This window comes from Pseudoxanthomonas sp., from assembly GCF_036845285.1.
In the GTDB taxonomy this organism is placed as follows: Bacteria; Pseudomonadota; Gammaproteobacteria; order Xanthomonadales; family Xanthomonadaceae; genus Pseudoxanthomonas_A.
Genome location: NZ_DAIUEE010000001.1, coordinates 305,464 through 329,936, shown reverse-complemented (window position 1 = coordinate 329,936; position 24,473 = coordinate 305,464). Strand labels below are relative to the sequence as shown.

Below are 24,473 nucleotides of genomic sequence, written 5' to 3'. Positions count from 1 at the left end.
CGCGTCTCAGTCGCGTGCGGCGGCCGCTTCGGCGGCCGTTTCCGCCAGCACCTCGGCGAGCGGGCGTGGCGCGCCGTAGAGGTAGCCCTGCACGCGGTGCACGCCCAGGCGGCGCAGGCAGAATTCCGTATCCTCGTCCTCGACGAACTCGGCCACGGTGGTCGCACCGAACGCCTTGGCCACCGCGACCGACGCCTGCACCACGGCGTAGTCCTTGCCGAACTGCGCGACATTGCGCACGAAGGAACCGTCGATCTTGATCACGTCGACCGGCAGCTCGCGCAACCGGGCGAAGCTCTGCATGCCGGTGCCGAAATCATCGATGGCGATGTGGCAGCCCAGGGCGCGCAGGTCGGCCAGCAGGTGGCTGGCGGCGGCGGTGTTGGAGATGGCGGCGGTTTCGGTCACCTCGAAGCACAGCGCGCTCATCGGCAGGGGCGACCCCGCCAGCAGCGTGCGCAGTTCGACCTGGAAACTCATCGACGCCAGGCTCTGGCCCGTGAGGTTGATCGCGATCTCCTGGCAGTACGGCAGCGCGGCGGGCGACTTCCGCAGCAGCCGGAACAGCGCGCGCACGACGGCCAGGTCGAGCTCGGCGCCGCGGCCGGCGGCTTCGAGCGGCGCCATGAAGCGCGCCGGCGACATGATCTCGCCCTTCTCGTCCAGCAGCCGGCACAGCACTTCGCCCGACAGCGTGCGCTGTTCGGCGTGCATGTCCGGCACCAGGTCGCGGATGGGCTGGAAGTACAGCGCCACGCGCTCGCTGCGCAGGCTGGCCAGCGCCTCGGTGGCGTCGTGCAGCTGCCGGCGGTGCGTGCGCCGCAGCTGGGTGTCGCCGATGTCGCTGTAGCGCGGCCGCAGCTCGCCGTGCTGGCGCGCCTCGAACGCCAGGTGCGACGCGGCCAGGACGGCACCGTCGATCACGCTGGCATGGGCGCCGTTGAACGCAGCGACGCCCAGGTAGGGCAGCAACCGCATCGGCTCCCCACCCACGTCGATCTCCGCGTGTTCCACGCGCGCCATCACGCGTTCCCACAGGTCCGCATCGCGTCCGGGCCGCGGCAGCAGCGCGAACTGGCCGGTTCCCACGTAGTAGGTTTCGACCAGGTCATCCAGTCGTCGCGCCGCGGCGTTCATCGCCTGCGCCTGCGTGTCCAGGCCGAAGCCGGCGACCAGCGTGTCGGTCTGGTCGAGCAACAGGTAACCCAGCTCCGCGCGCGACAACGGCCGCTCCATGCGTTCGCGCAACGCCTTGAGGTTCGGCAGTCCCGTCACCTGGTCGCGCAGCGTTTCTTCGGACAGCCGTTCGGCCAGCGCGGAACGGTCGCGGTTGGTCAGCCACAGGTACAGCATCGCCAGCAGCAGGATGTTCATCTCCACCGCGATGTGCAGCAGGTTGAAGAAACCTACCGACGTGTTCGCATACTCGGCGGTGCCGGCCACCATGCCGATCAGCAGCAGCAGCGTCGTGGCCAGTGACGCCATCGCCCAGCGCGGCGGCAGCCGCAACATGCACCAGGCCAGCACCACCAGCACCGCGAACCGGTAGTCCATCAACACCGGCCCCGACGACAGCGTGGAGAAGCCGGTGAAGGCATGCCGTACCTGCACGCCGGCCCACAGGCTGACCGCCAGGCCCAGGCCCAGCGCCACCGGCCACAGCCAGTGCGTGCCCAGGTCGGCGCGCGGTGTCGGCGACGCGCGTTCCTGCCATCCGATGACCAGCGGCAGGGTGACGACCACGATGCCGAACTGCTTGGCGAAGAACATCTGGAATGCCGCGCTCAGCGCATCGATGGGCGTGGACACCAGCGCGATGCTGAAACCCAGCAGCGCTGTCGCCAGCGGATACACCAGCAGGCCGATCGCCGCGAACCGTGCCAGGTCGCCCCGCTGCATGCGCGCGCCGGGCGCGCGTGGCCAGCCCATCCAGCGCACGCAGACCAGGGTCCAGGCGAACTGGATCAGGTAGGACATTGCACCCCACGCCAGCATCCACGTGGGCTGCCCGTCGTCGAACAGGTACAACTGGCGCAGCAGCCAGCCGGCGAACGTCAAGGCGAAGCAGCCCGCCACCACGCGGCGGTCGCGCACCAGCATGGCGACGGCCAGCAACAGGCCGGTGTGAAGGTGGATCAGCGAGGCATCGGCCTGTTCGCCGAAGAAATCGATGCGGTAACGGACGGGAATCTGCTGCAGCAGCAGGCACGCGCCGCCGAGCAGGAGCACCTGCATGCTCCCGCCCAGGCCACGCCTCCGTCGCCCTGCATGATCGGCCATCGGTCCGTCCTTGCCCCTGTGCATGTTCCGCCAAGCGCGGAGGCGGAACGGCGCATGCCTGCCCCATCGGCAGGCACGCCCCATAACGTACTACCACGCGATAACGGACGGAAGCAGGACATGCCTGCGCCGACCGTCCGTCAGCGCACGACGTCGAACGCCAGTTGGCCGCCCTCGGCGCGCACGCGCACGGTATCGCCTGCACCGAATGCACCCGACAGGATCTTCTGCGCCAGCGGATTCTCCAGTTGCGCCTGGATCGCCCGCTTCAGCGGACGCGCGCCGTAGACCGGATCGAAGCCCACGTTGCCGAGCAGCATCAGCGCCGAATCGTCCAGTTCCAGCGTGATCTGCCGTTCGGCCAGCCGCTTGGCCAGATAGCGCGTCTGGATGCGTGCGATCTCGCGGATCTGCGCCTTGTCCAGTGGATGGAACACGACGATGTCGTCCAGCCGGTTGATGAATTCGGGGCGGAAGTGCGCCTGCACCACGCCCATCACCGCGGCCTTCATCTGCGTGTAGCGCTCCGGACTGTCCGCCGATCCATCGTTCTCGGACATGTCCTGGATCAGGCTGGAGCCGAGGTTGGACGTCATCACGATGACGGTGTTGCGGAAATCCACGGTGCGGCCCTGGCCGTCGGTGAGGCGGCCGTCGTCCAGCACCTGCAGCAGGATGTTGAACACGTCCGGATGCGCCTTCTCCACCTCGTCCAGCAGGATCACGCTGTACGGACGGCGACGCACGGCCTCGGTCAGGTAACCGCCTTCCTCGTAGCCCACGTAACCAGGGGGCGCGCCGACCAGCCGGCTGACCGCGTGCTTCTCCATGAACTCGCTCATGTCGATGCGGATCATCGCGTCGCTGCTGTCGAACAGGAACTCCGCCAGCGCCTTGCACAGTTCGGTCTTGCCGACGCCCGTGGGGCCGAGGAACAGGAACGAACCACTGGGGCGGTCGGGATCGGAAATGCCGGCGCGCGAACGGCGCACGGCGTCGGACACGACCTTGATCGCCTCCTCCTGGCCGATCACGCGGCTGCGCAGCGACTGTTCCATCTGCAGCAGCTTCTCGCGCTCGCCTTCGAGCATCTTGCTGACCGGGATGCCGGTCCAGCGGCTGACGACCTCGGCGATCTCCTCGTCGGTCACCTTGTCCTGCAGCAGCTTGAAGCCCTTCTGCTCGGCTTCCTGGGCGGCCGACAGTTGCTTCTCCAGTTCCGGCAGCTGGCCGTACTGCAGTTCGCTCATGCGTGCGTAGTCCTGCCGGCGTTGCGCAGCCTCCAACTCCAGCTTCACGCGTTCGATCTGCTCCTTGACCTTGGTCGCACCGGTCAACGTGGCCTTCTCGGCCTTCCAGATCTCTTCCAGGTCATTGAACTCCCGCTGCAGCGCTTCCATCTCGGTCTCGAGATCGGTCAGGCGCTGCTTCGACTGCGCGTCCTTCTCCTTCTTCAGCGCCTCGCGCTGGATCTTCAGCTGGATCAGCCGGCGCTCCATGCGGTCCATCTCTTCCGGCTTGGAATCGATCTCCATGCGGATGCGGCTGGCGGCTTCGTCCATCAGGTCGATGGCCTTGTCCGGCAGCTGGCGGTCAGCGATATAGCGGTGGCTCAGTTGCGCGGCGGCGACGATGGCGGGATCGGTGATCTCCACGCCATGGTGCACGGCGTACTTTTCCTTCAGCCCGCGCAGGATGGCGATGGTGTCCTCGACGCTGGGTTCGCCCACGAACACTTTCTGGAAGCGGCGCTCCAGCGCGGCATCCTTCTCGACGTACTTGCGGTACTCGTCCAGCGTGGTCGCGCCGATGCAATGCAGCTCGCCGCGCGCCAATGCCGGCTTCAGCATGTTGCCGGCATCCATCGAGCCTTCGGCCTTGCCCGCGCCGACCATCGTGTGCAGCTCGTCGATGAAGAGGATGATCTGGCCTTCGTTCTTGGCCAGGTCGTTCAACACGCCCTTCAGGCGCTCCTCGAACTCGCCCCGGAACTTGGCGCCGGCGATCAGTGCGCCCATGTCCAGCGACAGCACGCGCTTGCCCTTCAGGCCTTCCGGTACTTCGCCGTTGACGATGCGCTGCGCGAGGCCTTCGACGATGGCGGTCTTGCCGACGCCTGGTTCGCCGATCAGCACCGGATTGTTCTTGGTGCGGCGCTGCAGGACCTGGATGGTGCGGCGGATTTCCTCGTCGCGGCCGATCACCGGGTCCAGCTTGCCGATCTCGGCACGCTCGGTCAGGTCGATGGTGTACTTCTCCAGCGCCTGGCGCTGGTCCTCGGCGTTCTCCGACTGCACCTTCTCACCGCCGCGCAGGCGCTCGATGGCCGTGCGCAGCTTCTGCTTGTCGGCGCCGCTGGCCTTCAGCTCCTGGCCGGCGGCACCGCTGTCGTCCAGCACGGCCAGCAGGAACCACTCGCTGGCGATGTAGGTGTCGCCCGCGTCCTGCGCCAGCTTGTCGGTGACGTTGAGCAGGCGCGACAGGTCGTTGCCGATCGACAGGTTGCCGGCTTGCCCGGTGACCTTCGGCAGCTTGTCCAGCGCTTCGACCAACCGCTCGCGCAGCACGGGCACGTTGACGCCGGCCTGCGCCAGCAACGGCCGCGAGCTGCCGCCCTGCTGTTCCAGCAGCGCGGTCAGCACGTGAACCGGTTCGATCATGGTGTTGTCGCGGCCCACGGCCAGCGATTGCGCGTCGGCCAGCGCCTGCTGGAAACGCGAGGTCAGTTTGTCCATCCGCATCGGAAGAACCTCTCGGGAAGTAGGGGCCGGCGAACCCGGCCGATGCTACTCAGATGCGGTTAAGCGCCGGTGTTTCAAGACCGGCAAAGACCGGAATTCACCGTAGGGTGGGCCTTGGCCCACCGTCCGCGCACGTACCGGAACGGCGGGCCGAGGCCCGCCCTACGCTTTTTTCTGCAGCGACAACAGACCCAGCAACACCGCCAACGCGGCATAGGCCCCCGCGAACTGCCACAGGATGGTCGCGCGCAGGCCTTCGACGTCCCATGGCAGGTAGATGCCACCGCGCGGATCGACCGAATGGATGATGCCGAACAGCGTCAGCACCGCGCCGACCAGCAGCGCGACGACCGCGCGGCCGTTGCGCCCGTCGATCATCGCCACCAGTGCGGTGGTCCAGATCATCGCGGTGATGATGAAGCCGTTGCCGAGCGTGACGATGGTGGCGAGGTCCGGCAGGCCGTGACCGTCGACACCTTCGTACAGGCCGGCGAACCGGTCGGGCGCGATCCACGCCGGATTGCCGAACTTGATCGTCAGCAGGTAGGCGACCGACGGCAGGAAGCCCAGCGCCACCGCGATGGCGTGCTTGCGCGGCGTTTCGGTGAAGGCCTGCACGGTGATGTCGAGGCCCACGTAGACGATGATCGGCGCGAGCACCGCGACCGGCAGCCACTGCACCAGTCCCGACACGTAGCCGAGCACGCCGCCCAGGCCGATGAAGACGCCAGTCAGCAGCGTGTAGCCCTTACGCGCGCCCATGTGCTTGTACGCGGGCTGGCCGATGTACGGCGTGGTCTGTGCGACGCCGCCGCAGAAACCCGCAACCAGCGTGGACACGGCTTCGGCCAGCAGCACATCGCGCGTGCGGTAGTCGTCGCCGGCCGCGCGTGCGCTCTCGCTGACGTTGATGCCGCCCACCACCATCAGCAGGCCGAACGGCAGCAGCAGCGGCAGGTAGGGCACGGTGTAGGCCAGGCCGTCCAGCCAGCCCAGCGTGGGCAGCGGCAGCGTCACCGCCAGCGGCACGGCATCCGGCACCTTGAAGCCCGGCGCGCCGAAACCCGACAGGCCCAGCGCGTAGTACAGCGCGGTGCCGACGATGAAGGCCAGCAGCACACCGGGGATCTTCACCGGCAGCTTGCCCTTCGCCACCAGCACGTACAGCAGCAGGCCGAAGGTGACGAAGCCGACGATGGGCTGGCGCAGCGTTTCGATCAGCGGCAGGAAGCCGAGCAGGGTCAGCGCGGCGCCGCCGATGGAACCGAGCAGGCCGGCACGCGGCACGGCGCGCGTGACCGCATCGCCGAAGAACGACAGCACCAGCTTCAGCACGCCCATCACGACCAGCGAGGCCATGCCGAGCTGCCAGGTCGCCGTGGCCGCCGCCTGTTCGTCCATGCCCGCCTGCTTGAAGCCGACGAACGCCGGACCCAGCACCAGCAACGCCATGCCGATGCTGGTGGGCGCGTCGAGACCCAGCGGCATCGCGGTGACGTCGTCGCGGCCGGTCCTCGCCGACAGGCGATGCGCCATCCACGTGTAGATCAGGTTGCCGACCAGCACGCCCAGCGCGGTGCCGGGGAACATGCGGGTGAACACCACCTCGGCCGGGAACTGGAAGATGCCGATCAGCGCGGCGGCGATGAAGCCGAGGATGGACAGGTTGTCCACCACCAGGCCGAAGAAACCGTTGAGGTCGCCGGGGACGAGCCAGCGGCGCACGGGGGAAGCCGATGCGGTCATGGGGGGCCGGGGAAGGAGAAGGGAAAGGAGGGAACTGGAGAACGCAGGATAAGCCCCCTCCCCCGTCCACGGGGGAGGGCTGGGGTGGGGGCGGCGGCGCCGGTCACTGGATCGATCGAACGGACATCGAATGCGTTCCAGACCCCGCCTGCCCCCATCCCGGCCTTCCCCCGCCAGCGGGGGAAGGAGCAGCTCGCGTCAGAACGACACGTCCACGGCATGCCGCGACCACAGCACCGACTGGTGGCCGGTAGCCTGCTTCCATGCCAGACGGATGGCCTCGATGTCGGCGCGGCGCTGCGGGGTGTCCTCATGCAGCACCACCAGCACCTTGGTCTTCAGCCGGTTCGGCTCCTTGGCGCCGCGAAACAGCCATTGGCCGTAGGCGTCGAACACCGTCAGGCCGTCCGGGAAACGCGCGGTCACTTCCTTGTCCAGGAACGCGCGCCAGGCCGCCTCGGTGATCGGCGACGCCTGCGGGCGGTCCGCCGGCCCGGTCTCCTCGCCCACGCCGAAATAGAGCTCGCTGCGGACCCAGCCAGTGGCGCTGGCCGGACGCAGGGCGTCGCCTTCCAGCGTGGCGGTGGGCGCCAAAGGCGTTGCCTGCGGTGGGGTGGACGCACACCCGGCGAGGGCGAGAAGGACCAGCAGCCAGACGGCACGATGCGACATGGGGACACCTCACGGGGGGACGGGCAGGATGCGGTATCGGGCCTTCGGAGCCTTATGACCGGAAGGCATAAGGAGATGGGAAGCCGCGATGACATGCGCCCTGTCGGGGCGGTTAATATATCGCTTCATCGCTATAAAGCGATAGACTTCATTCCGTTCTCCCCCCTGCCCCACGAGTCCTCCATGCCCCACGCCGTCCTTGCCCCCCTGGCTGCCGCCGTCATCCTGGCGCTTGCCCTGCCCGCTTCTGCCCAGACCACGCCTGCCGGCGCCACCGACCTCGATGCGGTCATCGTCACCGGCACCCGCGCCAGCGACCGCACGGCGCTGGAATCCACCTCGCCGATCGACGTGCTGACGGCCGAGGACATCCGCAGGGCCGGCGTGCTCAACGGCGAGCTGGGCAGCGCGCTGCAGGCGCTGCTGCCGTCGTTCAATTTCCCGCGCCAGTCCAACTCCGGCGGCGCCGACCACGTGCGTGCCGCGCAGTTGCGCGGCCTGGCGCCGGACCAGGTGCTGGTACTGATCAATGGCAAGCGCCGCCACACCACCGCGCTGGTGACGACGGGTTCGAAGATCGGTCGCGGCACCACGCCAGTGGACTTCAATGCGATTCCGGTCACCGCCATCAAGCGCATCGAGGTGCTGCGTGACGGCGCCGGCGCGCAGTACGGCTCCGATGCGGTCGCGGGCGTGGTCAACATCATCCTGGAGGACGCGCCCGAGGGTGGCGCATGGGAAGCCAGCTTCGGCCTGCACCACACCGACGTCGAGCCGATCGGCCAGACGCTCACCGACGGCCAGACCAGCCTCCTGGCGGGCAAGGTCGGCACCGCAGTCGGCGACGGCGGCTTCCTCCGCGTCGGTTTCGAACTGAAGAACCGCGAAGCCACCAACCGCGCCGGCTTCGACCAGGTGCCGCCGTGGGACCAGTCGCCGGCCAACCTGGCCGTGCAGGGCCAGCGCAACTACCACCTGGGCGATGGCGCCTCGAAGGACATCAACGCCTGGATCAACGCCGGCCTGCCGCTCGGTGAAGCGTCCGAGTTCTACCTGTTCGGCACGTACAACAAGCGCGACACCGTCGGCGCCAACTACTTCCGCTACCCGGACGGCGTGTCCAACTGGCCCGAGGTCTATCCCAACGGCTACCGTCCGGTGTCGCTGGGCGAGAACCAGGACGTCGCCGTCGTCGGCGGCGTGCGCGGGCAATGGGGCGACTGGAACTACGACGCCAGCGTCAACCACGGCGGCAACAGCTTCACGTACCGCCTGCGCGACTCGCTCAACGCCTCGCTCGGCCCGACCAGCCCCACCCGCTTCAAGACCGGTGACTACGAGTCCACGCAGACGCTGGCCAACCTGGACCTGAGCCGCGGTTTCGGCGACGGCGGCACCACGCATGACGTCGCCTTCGGCGCCGAATTCCGCTTCGAGGACTACGAAACCGGCGCCGGCGATCCCGCCAGTTACGCCGCCGGTCCGTACATCGACCGACCGACCGGTTCGCAGGCCGGTGGCGGCCTGACCCCGCAGGACGTGGCCAACCTCGACCGCGATGTCGCCAGCGTCTACGCCGCCCTGTCCAGCCGCTTCGGCGAGAAGCTGACCACCGACGTCGCCGTTCGCTACGAGCATTACAGCGATTTCGGCGGCGAGCTGACCGGCAAGCTGGCGGCGCGCTACGAGTTCGCCCCGGCGTTCGCCCTGCGCGGTGCGCTGTCGAACAACTTCCGCGCGCCGTCGCTGGCGCAGATCGGCTACGAATCCACGTCGACCGGCTACAGCGCCGCCGGCCAGCTGACCCAGGGCCGCCTGCTGTCGGTCAACAACCCGATCGCCCGCGCCCTCGGTGCGCAATCGCTGGATCCGGAGAAGTCGATCAACGCCAGCCTCGGCTTCACCAGCAAGATCGGCGAGCACTTCGATCTGTCGCTGGACGTGTTCCACATCGAGATCGACGACCGCGTCGCGCTGTCGGAGAGCATCACCGGCGATGCGCTGACCGACTTCATCGAGGACGAATTCGGCGTACGCGGCGTGCAGAGCGTCAGCTTCTTCACCAACGCGGCGGATACCCGCACGCAGGGCGTGGAACTGGTGACGAACTGGCGCCAGGCGCTGGCCGGCGGCAACCTGCTGCTCACCGGCACCTACAGCTACGCCAAGACGGAATTGAAGAACATCGTCGCCACGCCGGCGCAGCTGCTGGCGCTGGACCCGTCCTACCAGTTGTTCGGCGTGGAAGAGCGCAACACGCTGACCGAAGCCGCACCGCGCACGCGGGCGCAGTTCACCGCCAACTGGAACAACGACGCCTGGAACCTGCTGGGCCGCGTCAGCCGCCACGGCAGCGCCAAGCGCGTGTTCAATTTCGGCGGCGGTTTCGAGCCCGAACAGCGCTACGGCGCCGAATGGCAGCTCGACGCGGAAGTGGAATACAAGCTCACCTCCAAGTGGAGCGTGGCGCTGGGTGGCCTCAACCTGACCGACGAATATCCGGACCTGTCGAACGAGGACATCTACTACTTCGGCAACCTGCCCTACGACGTGCTGTCCCCGATCGGCAGCAATGGCGCGTACTACTACACGCGGGTGCGCTACACGTTCTGAGTCGAAAACACCGTCATCCCGGCGAACGCCGGGATGACGTCACGTAGCGTGCGCCATGCGCACGACCGCAGGATTTCGGATGCATGGCATCGTGCGCGCGGCGCACGCTACGAAAGCGGTGCACCCCCCTTTTTTCGGCGCGCGACACGCCGGTCGCAGGCAAAAGTCCCTGGGTCCCGGCCTCCGCCGGGATGACGTCACGTAGCGTGCGCCATGCGCACGACCTCAAGGTTTGGGATGCGCAGCGTCGTGCGCATGGCGCACGACCGCAGGATTTCGGATGCACGGCGTCGTGCGCGCGGCGCACGCTACGAAAGCGGTGCACCCCGCTTTTTTCGGCGCGCGATACGCCGGCTGCAGACGAAAGCCGCTGCGTCCCGGCCTCCGCCGGGATGACGTCGCGTAGCGTGCGCCATGCGCACGACCGCAGGATTTCGGACGCATGGCATCGTGCGCGCGGCGCACGCTACGAAAGCGGTGCACCCCCGCTTTTTCTCGGCGCGCGATACGCCGGCTGCAGACGAAAGCCGCTGGATCCCGGCCTCCGCCGGGATGACGTCGCGTAGCGTGCGCCATGCGCACGACCGCAGGATTTCGGACGCATGGCATCGTGCGCGCGGCGCACGCTACGAAAGCGGTGCACCCCGCTTTTTTCGGCGCGCGATACGCCGGCTGCAGACGAAAGCCGCTGCGTCCCGGCCTCCGCCGGGATGACGTCGCGTAGCGTGCGCCATGCGCACGACCGCAGGATTTCGGACGCATGGCATCGTGCGCGCGGCGCACGCTACGAAAGCGGTGCACCCCCGCTTTTTCTCGGCGCGCGATACGCCGGCTGCAGACGAAAGCCGCTGGATCCCGGCCTCCGCCGGGATGACGTCGCGTAGCGTGCGCCATGCGCACGACCTCAAGGTTTGGGATGCGCAGCATCGTGCGCATGGCGCACGCTACAGGAACCTCGCCCGTTCCTCTTCGGTCGGCACGCGGCATGCCGTGGTGCCGAACAGGGGGTAGCGGTTTCGTGCGATCCAGCGGTAGAGCGGATCGCGCAAGAAGCGCGGCACCCATGCGATCACGCCGGCCAGCCGCCACGCGCCGCCAAGCCCGGTCAGCACGCGCCGGATGGCGTCGCTGTCGGTCCATGCATTGTCGCCATCGACGAGCAGGAAGGACGCAGGATCGTCCGGATCCAGTCCATGCCCTTCCAGCAGCGCACGTCCGGCATCGGTCTGCATCGCGGCGAAGCGATAGCGTCCTGTCCGATCGTGCTTCAGCAGGAAACGCACCCAGCCATTGCACAGCACGCAGATGCCGTCGAAGACGATGACCGGGCCACCGGTCTGCGTGGACTCAGCCGACATCCAGCCATCCCCGGTAATGCACCAGCAGGCCGACCAGCGGCAGCGAGGCCCAGACGTCGAAGCGATAGCGATCGCCGTCCGCGGATTCGCGTGCACCGACGCCGGCGAACCAGCGCGCCGGCAGCGACAGGCCGAAGACATGCACGCGGATGACACGCCACACGATGGCCTGCTCCTCGATGTGCAACCGGAAACCGAACGTCGCCAGCCCAAGGCGTTCGCATAGCACACCGCCGTCATGCCACAGGCGCGAGGGCATGGCACGGCCGCCGATGAAACGGGTCCAGCGCTCGCCGTCCGGCGCAGCGTCGATCTCCACGCACAACCGGCCCGTGCCGGCAGGCGGCAGATGCGTGGCGACCGCCACGATCCGCGACAGCAGCCCGCGGCCACGTTCCACGTCCACATCGCCACGATAGCGACGCTTTCCCTGCGCCACATGCACTGCGCGCAGCAGTACTGGCAGCGCCTCGAACGCCGGTCCCAGTACCTGCGCGAACAGCGGCCTTACGGCTGCATCCATGCCAGCGTGGCGATGCGGCCGCTGCGGCCGTCGCGGCGATGCGAGAAGAAGCGCGCGGGTTCGCTGATCGTGCAGAGATCGCCGCCGTGGATATCGGCCAGCGACATGCCGCGCGCGACCAGGCGTCGGCGCGCCAGTGCGGGTAGATCCGCAAGCCAGTGGTCCTCGCGCGTCGGGACGAAGCACGCGGCCGCGCCAGCGTCATGGGCGACGAAGACATCGAACACGTCCCTGCCCACTTCATAGCGCGCCGGGCCGGCCGCCGGACCGATCCATGCCACCAGGTCGGCCGCAGGCGTCGTCATCGCGGCCAGCGTGGCTTCGAGCATGCCCTTCGACAGCCCCGGCCAACCGGCATGCGCGGCGGCGACCTCACGACCGTCCTTCGCGGCGAGCACCACCGGCAGGCAGTCGGCGGTCAGGATGGCGAGCACCACGCCGGACGTCGAGGTCACCAATGCATCGGCGACAGGTTCGGCGGCACCGGGATCGGCCGGTGTACTCACGCGCAGCACGTCGGTGCCATGCACCTGCTTGAGCCAGTGCGGCGTCGATGGCAGCCCGGCGAGTTCGACCAGCTGTGCGCGGTTGCGCGCCACCGTCGCCGGATCGTCGCCGTCGGCGGCGTACCGGTTACCCAGGTTGAACGTGTCGAACGGCGCGGCTGAGAACCCCGCGCCGCGCCGCAGCGTGGCGAATGCGTGCACGCCGGCAGGCGCCGGCCAGTCGGCAGGCACCGCCGGCGCACGGTTCACCCGCGCTTGGCCTGGCTGTCGGCGCGCAGCGCCGCCAGCAGGGCCACCATGTCGGCCGGGACCGGCGCGGTGACGCGGACCGGCTCGCCGCTGACGGGATGGGCGAATTCCAGCGTCTCCGCATGCAGCGCCTGCCGGCGGAAGCTGCGCAGCACCGCGATCAGTTCGTCGCTGGCACCCTTCGGCAGCCGCAGCGGGCCGCCGTACAGCGGGTCGCCGACGATCGGGTACTTGATGTGCGCCATGTGCACGCGGATCTGGTGCGTGCGGCCGGTTTCCAGGCGGCATTCCAGCGCGGTGTGCGCGCGGAAGCGTTCGCGCAGGCGGTAATGGGTGACGGCGTCGCGGCCGTCTTCGCGCACCGCCATCTTCAGGCGGTCGCGCGGATGCCGGTCGATCGGCGCGTTGGCGGTGCCGCCGGAGACCATCGCCCCGACCACCACGGCCAGGTACTGGCGGTGTACGTCGCGCGAGGCCAGCTGGGCGACCAGCGAGGTGTGCGCAGGCAGCGTCCGCGCCACCACCATGACGCCGGAGGTGTCCTTGTCGAGCCGGTGCACGATGCCCGCGCGCGGCAGCGCCGACAGCGAGGGATCGCGGAACAGCAGCGCATTGACCAGCGTGCCGGTCGGATTGCCCGCGCCCGGGTGCACGACCAGACCAGCCGGCTTGTCCAGCACGAAGACGTGCTCGTCCTCGTACAGGATGTCGAGCGGGATGTCTTCCGGCTCGGCGTGGGTCTGGGTATCCAGCACCACGTCCAGGCTGGCGGTTTCGCCGCCGCGGACGGGGTCGCGCGGACGCACTGTCTGGCCATCCAGCAGCGCGTTGCCGGACTTGATCCACTCGGTCAGGCGCGAGCGGGAGAACTCGGGGAACAGCTCCGCCAGGGCGGCATCGAAACGGCGGCCGGCGGCGCTGGCGGGCACGATCGCCGTGCGGGGGGTATCGGGGGATTCGGATTCGGTCATGCGGGAAGACGTCCAGGAAGGCCATGATCCGGTCCGTATTGGCCGATTGTTCATGGCGAAGGCGGCGCCTAGGCTATCATCGACGGCCTGTTTCCCTGCCGCGGCCTGCCGCCAGCCCATGACCCAGCGTGCCTTCCCCCGCTTCTCCCGATCCTCCGCGACCACCCGTCTCGTCCTGCTGGCCCTGGTCGTCGCCTTCGCCGGCACCGGCTGCGGCAAGATCTTCAAGAAGAAGGGTCCGGCCGAAAACCAGCCCGTCGAGGTCATGTACGAGGAAGGCCACAAGGCGATGGCCAACAACAACTGGGATCGCGGCCTGCAGAACTTCCGCCGCCTGATCGCCCAGTACCCGTACGGCCCGTACACCGAGCAGGCGCTGATGGAAACGGCCTACGCCCAGTACAAGGCCGGCAAGCTGGACGAAGCCGTCACCACCATCGACCGCTTCATCCGCACCTACCCGACCCACCGCAACATCCCCTACATGTACTACCTGCGCGGGTTGGCCAACTCCAACCGCGACACGGTGTTCCTGCAGAAGGTATGGCGCCTGGACGCCAGCCGCCGCGACCTGGCCACGCCGATGCAGGGCTACAACGACTTCGCCCGCGTCGCCGAGAACTACCCCAACAGCCGCTACGCCGCCGACGCGCGCCAGCGCATGATCGCCCTGCGCGACCAGTTCGCGCTGCACGAGCTGGACACCGCCATCTACTACCTGCGCCGCGATGCGTGGGTGTCGGCCGCCAGCCGCGCCCGCTACCTGCTGGAAACCTACCCGCAGAGCAGCTACCAGTACGACGCCGTCGCCGTGCTCGCCGAGGCCTATACCCACCTGGGCAACCAGACGCTGGCCGCCGACGCCAAGCGCGTGCTGGAGCTCAACGATCCGCAGCATCCGTGGCTGACCGGCAAGTTCCCGAAATACCCGTGGATGGTGCGCCGCCTGAATCCGTTCGCCGGCGAAAAATCCAGCAATACGGTCGAACAGCGCAAGGACGACTGACGCAGTCCCGCCTTGCCGGAACGAAAAAGGGCCGCGAGGCCCTTTTTCTTTGCGGCGGTGCCGCCGCGATCAGTCGGCCGCGCCCGCCTTGTCCCAGTCGAAGCGCGTCAGCACCGCCAGTTGCTGCGGCGCCATCACGCCGTGGTGTTCGATGCCATCAATCACCCACGTGGGGAACACGGTGACGCCCGCCGCGGCGCAGGCGGAGGTCATCGCGGTGTTGCGCCCACCGGGGGCGCATTCCACATACGGCAAGCGATCCGCCGCATGGCCGAACTGGCGCTTCTGGCGACCGCACTCCACGCACCACGAGGCGCCGTAGAACTTCGCACCGTAGTCGGCCAGGTGCTGCGCCAATGCGGCCGCGCGGCGGCTTTCCGGCCGCTGGTGCAGCAGTCCGCTCTGGTGCACGTGCAACAGGGCCACGACCAGCAGCACCGGCACAGCCTGCACGCCCCACCATCGCCCCCAGGGCTGTCCCGGCGCGGCCGCAGGACGGCGCAGCTGCAGCCACGCGAACATCGCCGCCAGCACCGCCAGCGAGGCGAGGCAGCCGATGCAGAACGCGTCCAGCACCCACGCCCCGATGGCGGTCAGGTAGAGGCTGATCGCCAGCCCCAGCAGCACCAGCCGCCATTGCCGCTGCCAGCGCAGCAGCGGCGACGCCTTGCGCGACAGCGATACCAGCGCCACCACGACGTACAGGCCGAAGCCCCACAGCGCCATCGGCAGGCCGAGCAGCGTGGACCAGCCGCTGCGCTGGATCGCATCGCAGCCGCCACCGCCGGTGCAGAACGCGGACGCCGATCCACTGCCCGCCGACCACGCCAGATAGCCGGTGACCAGCAGACCAAGCGCGGCCAGCGCCAGCATCACCCGGTCCGGCGGCGTCGCCGGACGTGGCGTGGGCGATACCGGACGGTCGCGGTGCGTCGTGCGCTTCTTCTTTCGGGTCATGCGGGTCTCCGTCTCGTTCGTGCCCCGCGCGCGAGCAGGCTCACAGCGCGTACTTGTTGGTGATCGGGTAGCGGCGCTCGCGGCCGAAAGCGCGACGCGAGACCTTCGGGCCGGGCGCGGACTGGTGGCGCTTCCACTCGTTGATGCGCACCAGCCGCAACATGCGGTCGACGGTGGCGGCATCGAACCCGGCGGCCACGATCTCGTCGCGCGACTGCTCCAGGTCCACGTAGCGGAACAGGATGGCGTCCAGCACGTCGTACGGCGGCAGCGAGTCCTGGTCCTTCTGGTTGTCGCGCAGTTCCGCCGACGGCGGACGGTCGATGACCGCGGGCGGGATCACCGGCGCACCACCCACGGTATTGCGCCAGCGTGCCAGCGCGAACACCTCCGTCTTGTACAGGTCCTTGATCGGCGCATAGCCGCCGCACATGTCGCCATAGATGGTGGCGTAACCGACCGCGTACTCGCTCTTGTTGCCGGTGGTCAGCAGCAGGCCGCCGAACTTGTTGCTCAGCGCCATCAGGATCACGCCCCGACTGCGCGACTGCAGGTTCTCTTCGGTGGTGTCGGCCGCCTTGTCGCCGAACAGCGGAGCCAGCGCTCCCAGGAAACCCTTGAACGGCGCCTCGATCGACACCGCTTCCAGCTTCACGCCCATCGCCGCGCACTGCTCGGCGGCCAGGTCGTTCGACAGGCCGGCGGTGTAGCGCGACGGCAATCGCACGGCAGTGACGTTGTCGGGACCCAGCGCATCCACCGCCAACGCCAGCACGAGTGCCGAATCGATGCCGCCGGACAGGCCCAGCCACACGTTGGAAAAACCGTTCTTGCCGCAATAGTCGCGGATGCCGCGGACAATCGCTCGCCACGCCAGTGCGTCGCGACTCTCGTCGCCGTCGTCCATCCAGACCACCGGACTGAATTTCCGCGACGCTACGTCGAAGTCCACGACCAGCCACTGGTCGGTGAACGCGGCGGCCGCCGGATGCACGGTGCCGTCGCCATCGGCGACCACCGACGCGCCATCGAACACCACCGCATCCTGCCCGCCCACCACGTTGAGGTAGGCCAGCGCCATGCCGGTCTCGCGCGTGCGCTCGGCGATCAGTGCGTCGCGCTGCGCGTGCTTGTCGCGGTCGAACGGCGAGGCATTCGGCACCAGCGTCAGCACCGCGTCCATCGCTGCGGTATCCGCCAGTGGCTCGGGGAACCAGAGGTCTTCGCAGATCACCAGGCCCAGCGGCACGCCGTTGACCTCGAAGGTACAGGCGCCACCGTCCGGGTCCACGTCGAAGTAGCGGCGCTCGTCGAACACCGCGTAGTTCGGAAGCTCCCGCTTGCGGTACGTCGTTTCGACCACGCCGTCGCGCAGCACGCTGGCGGCGTTGTAGACCACGCTGCCGGCGCTCTGCGGCCAGCCGACCACGGCGACGATGCCGTGCGTACTGGCGGCGATCTCCGTCAACGCCGTCTCGCAGTCGGCCAGGAAGCGCGGCCGCAGCAGCAGGTCTTCCGGCGGATAGCCGCTGACCGCCAGCTCGGGGAACAGCACCACGTCCGCCCCGTACTCGTCGCGCGCCTCGGCGATCATGCGGCTGATGCTGTCGCGGTTCTGCGCGACGCCGCCGACCGGGAAGTCGAACTGCGCCATGGCGATGCGGAGGGTCTGGGTCATGTCAGCCTTCGGTGTCTGCCATTCCCCCCGCGCGCGGGGGAGGGCTGGGATGGGGGCGAGTGTCCGAAAGTCGGCGGAGGATCAGCGCCTGGACACCTTCAAGGTTCGCCAAGACCTCATTATTCCAGAAGCGCAGTACGTGGAACCCTTCACCCTGCAGGAATGCGTCACGAGTGCGGTCGGATGCAGCGTCCATGTGCTGGCCACCATCCACTTCGACGATCAGGTGCGCTTCCAGGCAGGCGAAGTCGGCGATGTACGGGCCGACGGGATGCTGGCGACGGAAGCGGAAGCCGTCCAACTGGCGATCCTTGAGGACGTGCCAGAGTTTCCGCTCCGCCAGCGTCATGTCCCGGCGCAACTCGCGGGCGCGGTCGCGTTTCTGTCCTTGTCGCATGGGCACGTCCTGTGCGGTGGCTGCGGATGCATTCTGCCCCCATCCCAACCTTCCCCCGCAAGCGGGGGAAGGGGCAGATCGCGCGCGGATCAGGATCAGGAAGCGTCATGTCCCCGCGCAACTCGCGGGCGCGGTCGCGTTTCTGTCCTTGTCGCATGGGCACGTCCTGTGCGGTGGCTGCGGATGCATTCTGCCCCCATCCCAACCTTCCCCCGCAAGCGGGGGAAGGGGCAGATCGCGCGCGGATCAGGATCAGGAAGCGTCATGTCCCCGCGCAACTCGCGGGCGCGGTCGCGTTTCTGTCCTTGTCGCATGGGCACGTCCTGTGCGGTGGCTGCGGATGCATTCTGCCCCCATCCCAACCTTCCCCCGCAAGCGGGGGAAGGGGCAGATCGCGCGCGGATCAGGATCAGGAAGCGTCATGTCCCCGCGCAACTCGCGGGCGCGGTCGCGTTTCTGTCCTTGTCGCATGGGCACGTCCTGTGCGGTGGCTGCGGATGCATTCTGCCCCCATCCCAACCTTCCCCCGCAAGCGGGGGAAGGGGCAGATCGCGCGCGGATCAGGATCAGGAAGCGTCATGTCCCCGCGCAACTCGCGGGCGCGGTCGCGTTTCTGTCCTTGTCGCATGGGCACGTCCTGTGCGGTGGCTGCGGATGCATTCTGCCCCCATCCCAACCTTCCCCCGCAAGCGGGGGAAGGGGCAGATCGCGCGCGGATCAGGATCAGGATCAGGATCAGGATCAGGATCAGGATCGGGATCTGTAGCTGTAGCTGTGGCTACGTCTGGAGCAAGGCGAGCCGGCAGCGCTCCGGGCAAGGCCCCCTCCTCCGCTTGCGGGGGAGGGTTGGGGTGGGGGGAGACGGAGCCGATCTTCCCGCCAACTGCGGGACAGATCGAATGCCCCGTTTCAGAACCGCCCCACCAAAAACAAAAAGCCGCCCGAAGGCGGCTTCCTGCATCACGCCTGCGCGCGACTTACTTCTTCAGGCGCGCCGCGATGGCCGCACCCAGGTCGCCCGGCGAACGCACCGTGGTGACACCCGCAGCTTCCATCGCCGCGAACTTGCCTTCCGCCGTGCCCTTGCCACCGCTGGCGATCGCGCCCGCATGGCCCATGCGCTTGCCGGCCGGGGCCGAGGCGCCGGCGATGAAGCCGACGACGGGCTTCTTCACGTGCGCCTTGATGTACTCGGCGCCGGCTTCCTCGGCGTCGCCGCCGATCTCGCCGACCATGATGATGCCTTCGGTCTGCGGGTCTTCGTTGAACAGCTTGAGGCAATCGACGAAGTTCAGGCCGTTGATCGGGTCGCCGCCGATGCCGATGCAGGTCGACTGGCCCAGGCCCACTTCGGTGGTCTGCTTGACCGCTTCATAGGTCAGCGTGCCCGAGCGCGACACGATGCCGATCTTGCCCGGCATGTGGATGTGGCCCGGCATGATGCCGATCTTGCACTCACCCGGGGTGATCACGCCGGGGCAGTTCGGGCCGACCAGCACGGTGTCGGGATGGGCGCGGGTCAGCACGTTCTTGACGCGCAGCATGTCCAGCACCGGGATGCCCTCGGTGATGCAGACGATGACCTTGATGCCGGCCGCAGCCGCTTCGAGGATCGCGTCGGCCGCGAACGGCGGCGGCACGTAGATGACGGACGCGTCGGCGCCGGTGCTCTTGACCGCATCGGCCACGGTGTCGAACACCGGCAGGTCGATGTGGGTGGTGCCGCCCTTGCCCGGGGTGACGCCGCCGACGACCTGGGTGCCGTACTCGATCATCTGGGTGGCGTGGAAGGTGCCCTGCTGGCCGGTGAAGCCCTGCACGATCACCTTCGTGTTCTTGTTGATCAAAACGCTCATGGAATAATCCTAGTCTGGTTTGTGCCCTTCCCCCGCTGGTGGGGAAGGGTTGGGATGGGGGCAGCGCGTGAAAAGCGCCCCCACCCTAGCCCTCCCCCGCAAGCGGAGGAGGGGACCGAAATGATCAGGCGGCGGCCTTGACCGCTTCAACGACCTTCTTGGCGCCGTCGTTGATGTTGTCGGCCGGGATGATGGCCATGCCGCTGTCGCGCAGCAGCTGCTTGCCTTCTTCCACGTTGGTGCCTTCCAGGCGCACGACCACGGGCACCTTGACGCCCACTTCCTTCACCGCGGCGATGATGCCCTCGGCGATCATGTCGCAGCGGACGATGCCGCCGAAGATGTTGACGAAGATGCCTTCGACCTTGTCCGACGACAGGATCAGCTTGAACGCCTCGATCACGCGCTGCTTGTTGGCGCCGCCGCCCACGTCGAGGAAGTTCGCCGGCTCGCCGCCGTTGAGCTTGATGACGTCCATGGTGGCCATCGCCAGGCCCGCGCCGTTGACCATGCAGCCGATGTTGCCGTCCATGGTCACGTAGTTGATGTCCATCTCCGAGGCCAGCACTTCGGTCTCGTCTTCCTGGCTGGTGTCGCGCATCGCCACCAGGTCCTTGTGGCGGAAGGCGGCGTTGTCGTCGCTGTTGAACTTGCCGTCCAGCGCGTACAGGTTGCCGTCGTCCAGGATCGCCAGCGGGTTGATCTCGACCAGCGCCAGGTCCTTCTCGTTGAAGATGCGGTACAGGTTGACCATGATGGTGGCGAACTGGCCGGCCTGCTTGGCAGTCAGGCCCATCTTGAAGCCGAACTCGCGGCCCTGGTACGGCTGCACGCCTTCGACGAAATCGACGTTGAGCGTGTGGATCTTGTCCGGCGTCTCGGCCGCGACCTGCTCGATCTCCATGCCACCCTCGGACGAGGCGATGTAGGTGATGGTGCGGGTGCTACGGTCCACCAGGACCGACAGGTACAGCTCCTTGACGATTTCGCCGGCGGTGGTCACCAGCACCAGGTTGACCGGCAGCTCGACACCGGCGGTCTGGTAGGTGGCCATCTTGGTGCCGAGCATCTTGCCGGCAGCGGCCTTGACGTCATCGACGGTCTTGCAGAACTTGACGCCGCCGGCCTTGCCGCGGCCGCCCGCGTGGATCTGGGCCTTGACCATCCAGGGGCCGTTGCCGAGGGATTGCGCGACCGCGACCGTTTCGTCCGCCGTGGAGGCGACTTTGCCGGCCGGGACCGGGATGCCGTACTCGGCCAGCAGCTGCTTGGCCTGATATTCGTGGAAATTCATGCGTCACCGTGGGTAGGGAACAGAAGACACCGCCCGGGCCGGGGCCACGGGGGCAGCGGCTGGGCGAGCCCCCTATTGTCGCCGACGTGGCGGGGCCGCGCAAAACCCGGACTCTAAGCCTTTGGTGGCAAAGGGACCGCTGCGCGATCCGGCGGCCCGCATGCCTATACTGTGCCCCTCGCTACAGGGGAAGTACGCGTTTGCGCCAGGCCCAGTCGCTCCTGTCCCGCATCGAATCGGTTCCGCGCCGCGAACTGTATTTCTTCGCCCTGTACCGCGTGCTGGAAGCCGGCATCCTGGCCGCGCTGGTGTTCAGCCCGCTGGGCGGCGTGCTGGGCGAACCCCGCCACCCGGACCTCGGCACCGTCGTGGCCATCGGCTACCTGGTCATGGCGCTGGTGCTGTTCTTCGTCGGCCGCAGCGTGCAATGGCTGGTCTGGATCGTGTTCGCCAGCGTCTGCGTCGACATCGTCGTCGCCGCGCTGATCACCCACGCCCTCCCCAATGCCACCGCCGGCGTGGCGATGATGCTGCTGTTCAACGTGTCGGCCGCGGCCTTGCTGCTGCCGCGGACGCGGATGGCGCTGGTCGTGGCGATGATGGCGATCGCAGCGCTGTTCGGCGAATACGTCTTCACCCTGGCCCACGACCAGAACGCGAGCCGTTCGCTGGCCGAAGTCATCATGTTCGCGGTGAGCTACCTCGCCCTGGCCTACCTGGCGCACCAGGCCGGACAGAAGGCGCGCAGCAGCCAGGCGCTGGCGGACAAGCGCGGCGAAGAGGTCGCCAACCTGTTCGAAGTCAACGAGCTGATCATCCGCCGCATGCGCACCGGCGTGCTGGTGGTGGACGCCGACAACCACATCAAGCTGGCCAACGAGGCCGCGAGCCTGCTGCTCGGCGACGGCGGCGACGGCCAGGGGGCCGACGGCAAGGGCGTCTCGCTGCTGCACGCCGCGCCGGAACTCGCCCGTCGCCTGCAGCGCTGGCGCAACGGCTGGCAGACTGACGAAACCCCGATGCAGTTCACGCCCGACCAGCCGGAAGTCCAGCCGCGCTTCGCCCGCCTGCTGGCCGACAGCGAGACGTCCCTGATCTTCCTGGACGACGCCACCGTGGTGTCGCGCCGGGCCGAATCGCTGACCCTGGCCGCGCTCGGCCGCTTCTCGGCCAGCCTGGCGCACGAAATCCGCAACCCGCTGGCCGCGATCAACTATGCCGTGCAGTTGCTGGAGGAATCCCAGCAGGTCAACGACGGCGACCGCCGGCTGCTGCAGATCATCCACCAGCAATGCCAGCGCACCAATGGCATCGTGGAAAGCGTGCTAGGCCTGGCCCGGCGCGAACGCGCCACGCCCGAGCACGTCGACCTCAACACCTTCGTCCGGCGCTTCGTCGACGATTACCAGCAGACGATGTCGATCGAGACCGATACGCTGGAAACGATCATCGGTGCCAAGCCGGTGCCGGCGCTGGTCGACCCCCGCCACCTGCAGCAGGTGGTGACGGTGCTGGTGCAGAACGCGCTGAACTACGGCCGCCTGCCCGGCGAATCCGCCCGCATCCGGGTCCGCGTCTTCAACGCCGAAGGCCGCCCGACCCTCGACGTGATGGACCGCGGCCCGGGCATTCCCGAAGCCGTGGCGGCGCAGCTGTTCCGCCCGTTCTTCACCACCTCGGAGCATGGCACCGGGCTGGGCCTGTATATCGCCCGCGAACTGTGCCGGGCGAACCAGGCGACGCTGGAATACGTGCCCGTCCCCGGCGGCGGCAGTTGCTTCCGCGTCACCCTGCCCGGACCGCACGCGCTGTTGCCGGCATGACCTGGCGCAGGTACCGGACCGTTTTCCGCCCTGCCGGGCCTCACGTACCATGATTCACATTCAGCCGTTACACTGGCTGCACAGGGGTACGAGGGGAGATGCATGAATCAAAACCGTAGCGCCCTGATCGTCGACGACGAACGCGACATCCGTGAACTGCTGACGCTGACGCTGGGCCGCATGGGCCTGCGCATCGACACCGCCGCCAACCTCGGCGAGGCCCGCGAACTGCTGGGCCGCAACGCCTACGACCTGTGCTTCACCGACATGCGCCTGCCGGACGGCAACGGCATCGACCTGGTCGGCGAGATCTCGCGCAACTACCCGGATACACCGGTGGCCATGATCACCGCGTTCGGCAACATCGAACTGGCGGTGGAAGCGCTGAAGGCCGGCGCCTTCGATTTCGTCAGCAAACCGGTCGACCTGACCGTCCTTCGCGGGCTGGTGAAGCACGCGCTGGAATTGAACAACAGCGAGCGCGCCCCACCGCCGCCACCACCGCCGGAACAGGCCAGCCGCCTGCTCGGCGCGTCGGCCGCGATGGACGGCCTGCGCGAGACCATCGGCAAGGTCGCCCGCAGCCAGGCGCCCGTCTACATCATGGGCGAGTCCGGCACCGGCAAGGAGCTGGTCGCCCGCACCATCCACGAGCAGGGTGCCCGGGCGTCCGGCCCGTTCATCCCGGTCAACTGTGGCGCGATCCCCGCCGAGCTGATGGAAAGCGAGTTCTTCGGCCACAAGAAGGGCAGCTTCACCGGCGCACATGCCGACAAGCAGGGCCTGTTCCAGGCCGCCAATGGCGGCACGCTGTTCCTCGATGAAGTGGCCGAGTTGCCGCTGCCGATGCAGGTGAAGCTGCTGCGCGCCATCCAGGAAAAGGCGGTGCGCCCGGTCGGCGCCTCCAGCGAAGTGCTGGTGGACGTGCGCATCCTGTCGGCCACGCACAAGGACCTGGGCGAACTGGCCGCGGACGGGCGCTTCCGCCACGACCTGTACTACCGCATCAACGTGATCGAACTGCGGGTGCCGCCGCTGCGCGAGCGCACCGGCGATCTGGCCCAGCTCACCACGGCGATCCTGGAGCGGCTGGCCGCCCAGCATGGCCGGATGGCGCCCTCGGTCTCGCCCGAGGCGATGGAGGCGCTGGGACGCTATTCCTTCCCGGGCAACGTGCGCGAACTGGAGAACATCCTGGAGCGTGCCCTGGCCATGTCCGAGGGGCACAGCATCGAGATCGACGACCTCTACCTGCCGCAGGCACCGGCCGGCAGGAAGTTCAGCGGCGACTTCAGCCCCGGCGAGGTCATCCGCGACGCCCCCGGCGCGGTCGACGTGGATCCTGCCGCGGGCGGCGCGCTGCCGGACTACATCGAGCAACTGGAGCGGGCCGCCATCCAGAAGGCGCTGGAAGAGAACCGCTGGAACAAGACCAAGGCGGCCGCCCAGCTCGGCATCACCTTCCGGGCGCTGCGCTACAAGCTGAAGAAGCTGGGGATGGAGTAGGCCGCGCAAGCCCCCCCCTCCCAGACAGCCCAGCATATATATATAGGTCTCGGTGCGAGCGTGCGCTGCATCGCACAGTGACCCAGGGGTGACACGGCACGTCACTTTCTGACGCGAACCGTCATCTCGCCAATGCAGCGTCAGTGGTTTGACGCGCCACTGCCCGCAGCGAGCCACCGCTCAATCTGTGACACGAACCGGGATTGCCCGCACACCCCGATACACAACACCAAAAAATGATGCGATAGTCCCGCCCGACTTCGGTGTCAGGGTTTCCTCCCGGGGAAGTGTGGGGGA

At 68.0% G+C, this 24,473-nt stretch carries 17 protein-coding genes; 4 read left to right on the top strand and 13 right to left on the bottom strand.

The features are described 5' to 3' along the window. Positions 1-6: 6 nt before the first annotated feature. The 4 genes from V7060_RS01530 to V7060_RS01515 form a co-directional block, all read right to left on the bottom strand. Positions 7-2,235 (bottom strand): bifunctional diguanylate cyclase/phosphodiesterase, encoded by a 2,229-nt coding sequence (locus V7060_RS01530; RefSeq protein WP_334177496.1) that lies wholly within the window; start codon positions 2,233-2,235, stop codon positions 7-9. A gap of 185 nt (positions 2,236-2,420) precedes the next feature. Next, a complete protein-coding gene (gene clpB / locus V7060_RS01525) occupies positions 2,421-5,021 on the bottom strand; it encodes an ATP-dependent chaperone ClpB (RefSeq protein WP_334177495.1) in 2,601 nt (866 codons plus the stop codon). Positions 5,022-5,183: 162 nt separating this feature from the next. Continuing rightward, positions 5,184-6,767 (bottom strand): hypothetical protein, encoded by a 1,584-nt coding sequence (locus tag V7060_RS01520; protein WP_334177494.1) that lies wholly within the window; start codon positions 6,765-6,767, stop codon positions 5,184-5,186. Positions 6,768-6,965: 198 nt separating this feature from the next. Further along, entirely contained in the window at positions 6,966-7,439 is a 474-nt protein-coding gene (locus tag V7060_RS01515; protein WP_334177493.1) for a DUF3574 domain-containing protein, read from the bottom strand. Positions 7,440-7,622: 183 nt separating this feature from the next. Between V7060_RS01515 and V7060_RS01510 the strand changes: the two genes are divergently transcribed. Continuing rightward, positions 7,623-10,052 (top strand): TonB-dependent receptor, encoded by a 2,430-nt coding sequence (locus V7060_RS01510; RefSeq protein ID WP_334177492.1) that lies wholly within the window; start codon positions 7,623-7,625, stop codon positions 10,050-10,052. 944 nt (positions 10,053-10,996) lie between these two features. Here the strand turns inward: V7060_RS01510 and V7060_RS01505 are convergent. The 4 genes from V7060_RS01505 to rluD are packed head-to-tail and all read right to left on the bottom strand — an operon-like array spanning position 10,997 to position 13,659. Further along, entirely contained in the window at positions 10,997-11,410 is a 414-nt protein-coding gene (locus V7060_RS01505) for a thiol-disulfide oxidoreductase DCC family protein (RefSeq protein ID WP_334177491.1), read from the bottom strand. Continuing rightward, entirely contained in the window at positions 11,400-11,933 is a 534-nt protein-coding gene (locus V7060_RS01500) for a DUF4166 domain-containing protein (RefSeq protein WP_334177490.1), read from the bottom strand. The genes V7060_RS01505 and V7060_RS01500 overlap by 11 nt, the downstream gene beginning before the upstream one ends. Next, positions 11,918-12,688 (bottom strand): peptidoglycan editing factor PgeF, encoded by a 771-nt coding sequence (gene pgeF, locus V7060_RS01495; RefSeq protein ID WP_334177489.1) that lies wholly within the window; start codon positions 12,686-12,688, stop codon positions 11,918-11,920. Before pgeF ends, V7060_RS01500 begins: the two co-directional genes overlap by 16 nt. Further along, a complete protein-coding gene (gene rluD, locus V7060_RS01490; protein ID WP_334177488.1) occupies positions 12,685-13,659 on the bottom strand; it encodes a 23S rRNA pseudouridine(1911/1915/1917) synthase RluD in 975 nt (324 codons plus the stop codon). The genes pgeF and rluD overlap by 4 nt, the downstream gene beginning before the upstream one ends. 118 nt (positions 13,660-13,777) lie before the next feature. On the opposite strand from rluD, the gene V7060_RS01485 reads away from it, so the two are divergent. Beyond that, positions 13,778-14,665 carry an outer membrane protein assembly factor BamD gene (locus tag V7060_RS01485; RefSeq protein WP_334177487.1) on the top strand — a complete coding sequence of 296 codons (888 nt, stop codon included), beginning with the start codon at positions 13,778-13,780 and terminating at the stop codon, positions 14,663-14,665. Between the two features lie 69 nt (positions 14,666-14,734). On the opposite strand, the gene V7060_RS01480 is transcribed toward V7060_RS01485, so the two are convergent. From V7060_RS01480 to sucC, 5 genes are all read right to left on the bottom strand, one after another. Continuing rightward, positions 14,735-15,622, bottom strand: a complete 888-nt coding sequence (locus V7060_RS01480) for a vitamin K epoxide reductase family protein (protein WP_334177486.1) — start codon at positions 15,620-15,622, stop codon at positions 14,735-14,737. Between the two features lie 40 nt (positions 15,623-15,662). Further along, the gene (locus tag V7060_RS01475; protein WP_334177485.1) at positions 15,663-17,300 is read right to left on the bottom strand and encodes an NAD+ synthase; all 1,638 of its coding nucleotides are present in this window, start codon (positions 17,298-17,300) and stop codon (positions 15,663-15,665) included. Between the two features lies 1 nt (position 17,301). Continuing rightward, positions 17,302-17,697, bottom strand: a complete 396-nt coding sequence (locus V7060_RS01470; protein ID WP_334177484.1) for an endonuclease domain-containing protein — start codon at positions 17,695-17,697, stop codon at positions 17,302-17,304. Positions 17,698-18,674: 977 nt separating this feature from the next. After that, complete coding sequence (sucD, locus tag V7060_RS01465; RefSeq protein WP_055940320.1) at positions 18,675-19,553, bottom strand: succinate--CoA ligase subunit alpha; 879 nt, start codon at positions 19,551-19,553, stop codon at positions 18,675-18,677. Positions 19,554-19,677: 124 nt separating this feature from the next. After that, the gene (sucC, locus tag V7060_RS01460; RefSeq protein ID WP_334177483.1) at positions 19,678-20,847 is read right to left on the bottom strand and encodes an ADP-forming succinate--CoA ligase subunit beta; all 1,170 of its coding nucleotides are present in this window, start codon (positions 20,845-20,847) and stop codon (positions 19,678-19,680) included. Between the two features lie 200 nt (positions 20,848-21,047). Between sucC and V7060_RS01455 the strand changes: the two genes are divergently transcribed. Continuing rightward, positions 21,048-22,670 carry a HAMP domain-containing sensor histidine kinase gene (locus V7060_RS01455; protein ID WP_334177482.1) on the top strand — a complete coding sequence of 541 codons (1,623 nt, stop codon included), beginning with the start codon at positions 21,048-21,050 and terminating at the stop codon, positions 22,668-22,670. 102 nt (positions 22,671-22,772) lie between these two features. Next, positions 22,773-24,176, top strand: a complete 1,404-nt coding sequence (locus V7060_RS01450) for a sigma-54 dependent transcriptional regulator (protein WP_334177481.1) — start codon at positions 22,773-22,775, stop codon at positions 24,174-24,176. The last annotated feature ends 297 nt before the right edge of the window (positions 24,177-24,473 follow it).

Coding starts and splice junctions, on each gene's coding strand:
- sucD (WP_055940320.1), bottom strand. CDS start 19,553: ATGAGCGTTTTGATCAACAAGAACACGAAGGTGATCGTGCAGGGCTTC.
- V7060_RS01450 (WP_334177481.1), top strand. CDS start 22,773: ATGAATCAAAACCGTAGCGCCCTGATCGTCGACGACGAACGCGACATC.
- clpB (WP_334177495.1), bottom strand. CDS start 5,021: ATGCGGATGGACAAACTGACCTCGCGTTTCCAGCAGGCGCTGGCCGAC.
- sucC (WP_334177483.1), bottom strand. CDS start 20,847: ATGAATTTCCACGAATATCAGGCCAAGCAGCTGCTGGCCGAGTACGGC.
- V7060_RS01470 (WP_334177484.1), bottom strand. CDS start 17,697: ATGCGACAAGGACAGAAACGCGACCGCGCCCGCGAGTTGCGCCGGGAC.
- V7060_RS01515 (WP_334177493.1), bottom strand. CDS start 7,439: ATGTCGCATCGTGCCGTCTGGCTGCTGGTCCTTCTCGCCCTCGCCGGG.
- V7060_RS01520 (WP_334177494.1), bottom strand. CDS start 6,767: ATGACCGCATCGGCTTCCCCCGTGCGCCGCTGGCTCGTCCCCGGCGAC.
- V7060_RS01510 (WP_334177492.1), top strand. CDS start 7,623: ATGCCCCACGCCGTCCTTGCCCCCCTGGCTGCCGCCGTCATCCTGGCG.
- V7060_RS01505 (WP_334177491.1), bottom strand. CDS start 11,410: ATGTCGGCTGAGTCCACGCAGACCGGTGGCCCGGTCATCGTCTTCGAC.
- rluD (WP_334177488.1), bottom strand. CDS start 13,659: ATGACCGAATCCGAATCCCCCGATACCCCCCGCACGGCGATCGTGCCC.
- V7060_RS01500 (WP_334177490.1), bottom strand. CDS start 11,933: ATGGATGCAGCCGTAAGGCCGCTGTTCGCGCAGGTACTGGGACCGGCG.
- V7060_RS01530 (WP_334177496.1), bottom strand. CDS start 2,235: ATGCAGGTGCTCCTGCTCGGCGGCGCGTGCCTGCTGCTGCAGCAGATT.
- V7060_RS01480 (WP_334177486.1), bottom strand. CDS start 15,622: ATGACCCGAAAGAAGAAGCGCACGACGCACCGCGACCGTCCGGTATCG.
- V7060_RS01475 (WP_334177485.1), bottom strand. CDS start 17,300: ATGACCCAGACCCTCCGCATCGCCATGGCGCAGTTCGACTTCCCGGTC.
- V7060_RS01485 (WP_334177487.1), top strand. CDS start 13,778: ATGACCCAGCGTGCCTTCCCCCGCTTCTCCCGATCCTCCGCGACCACC.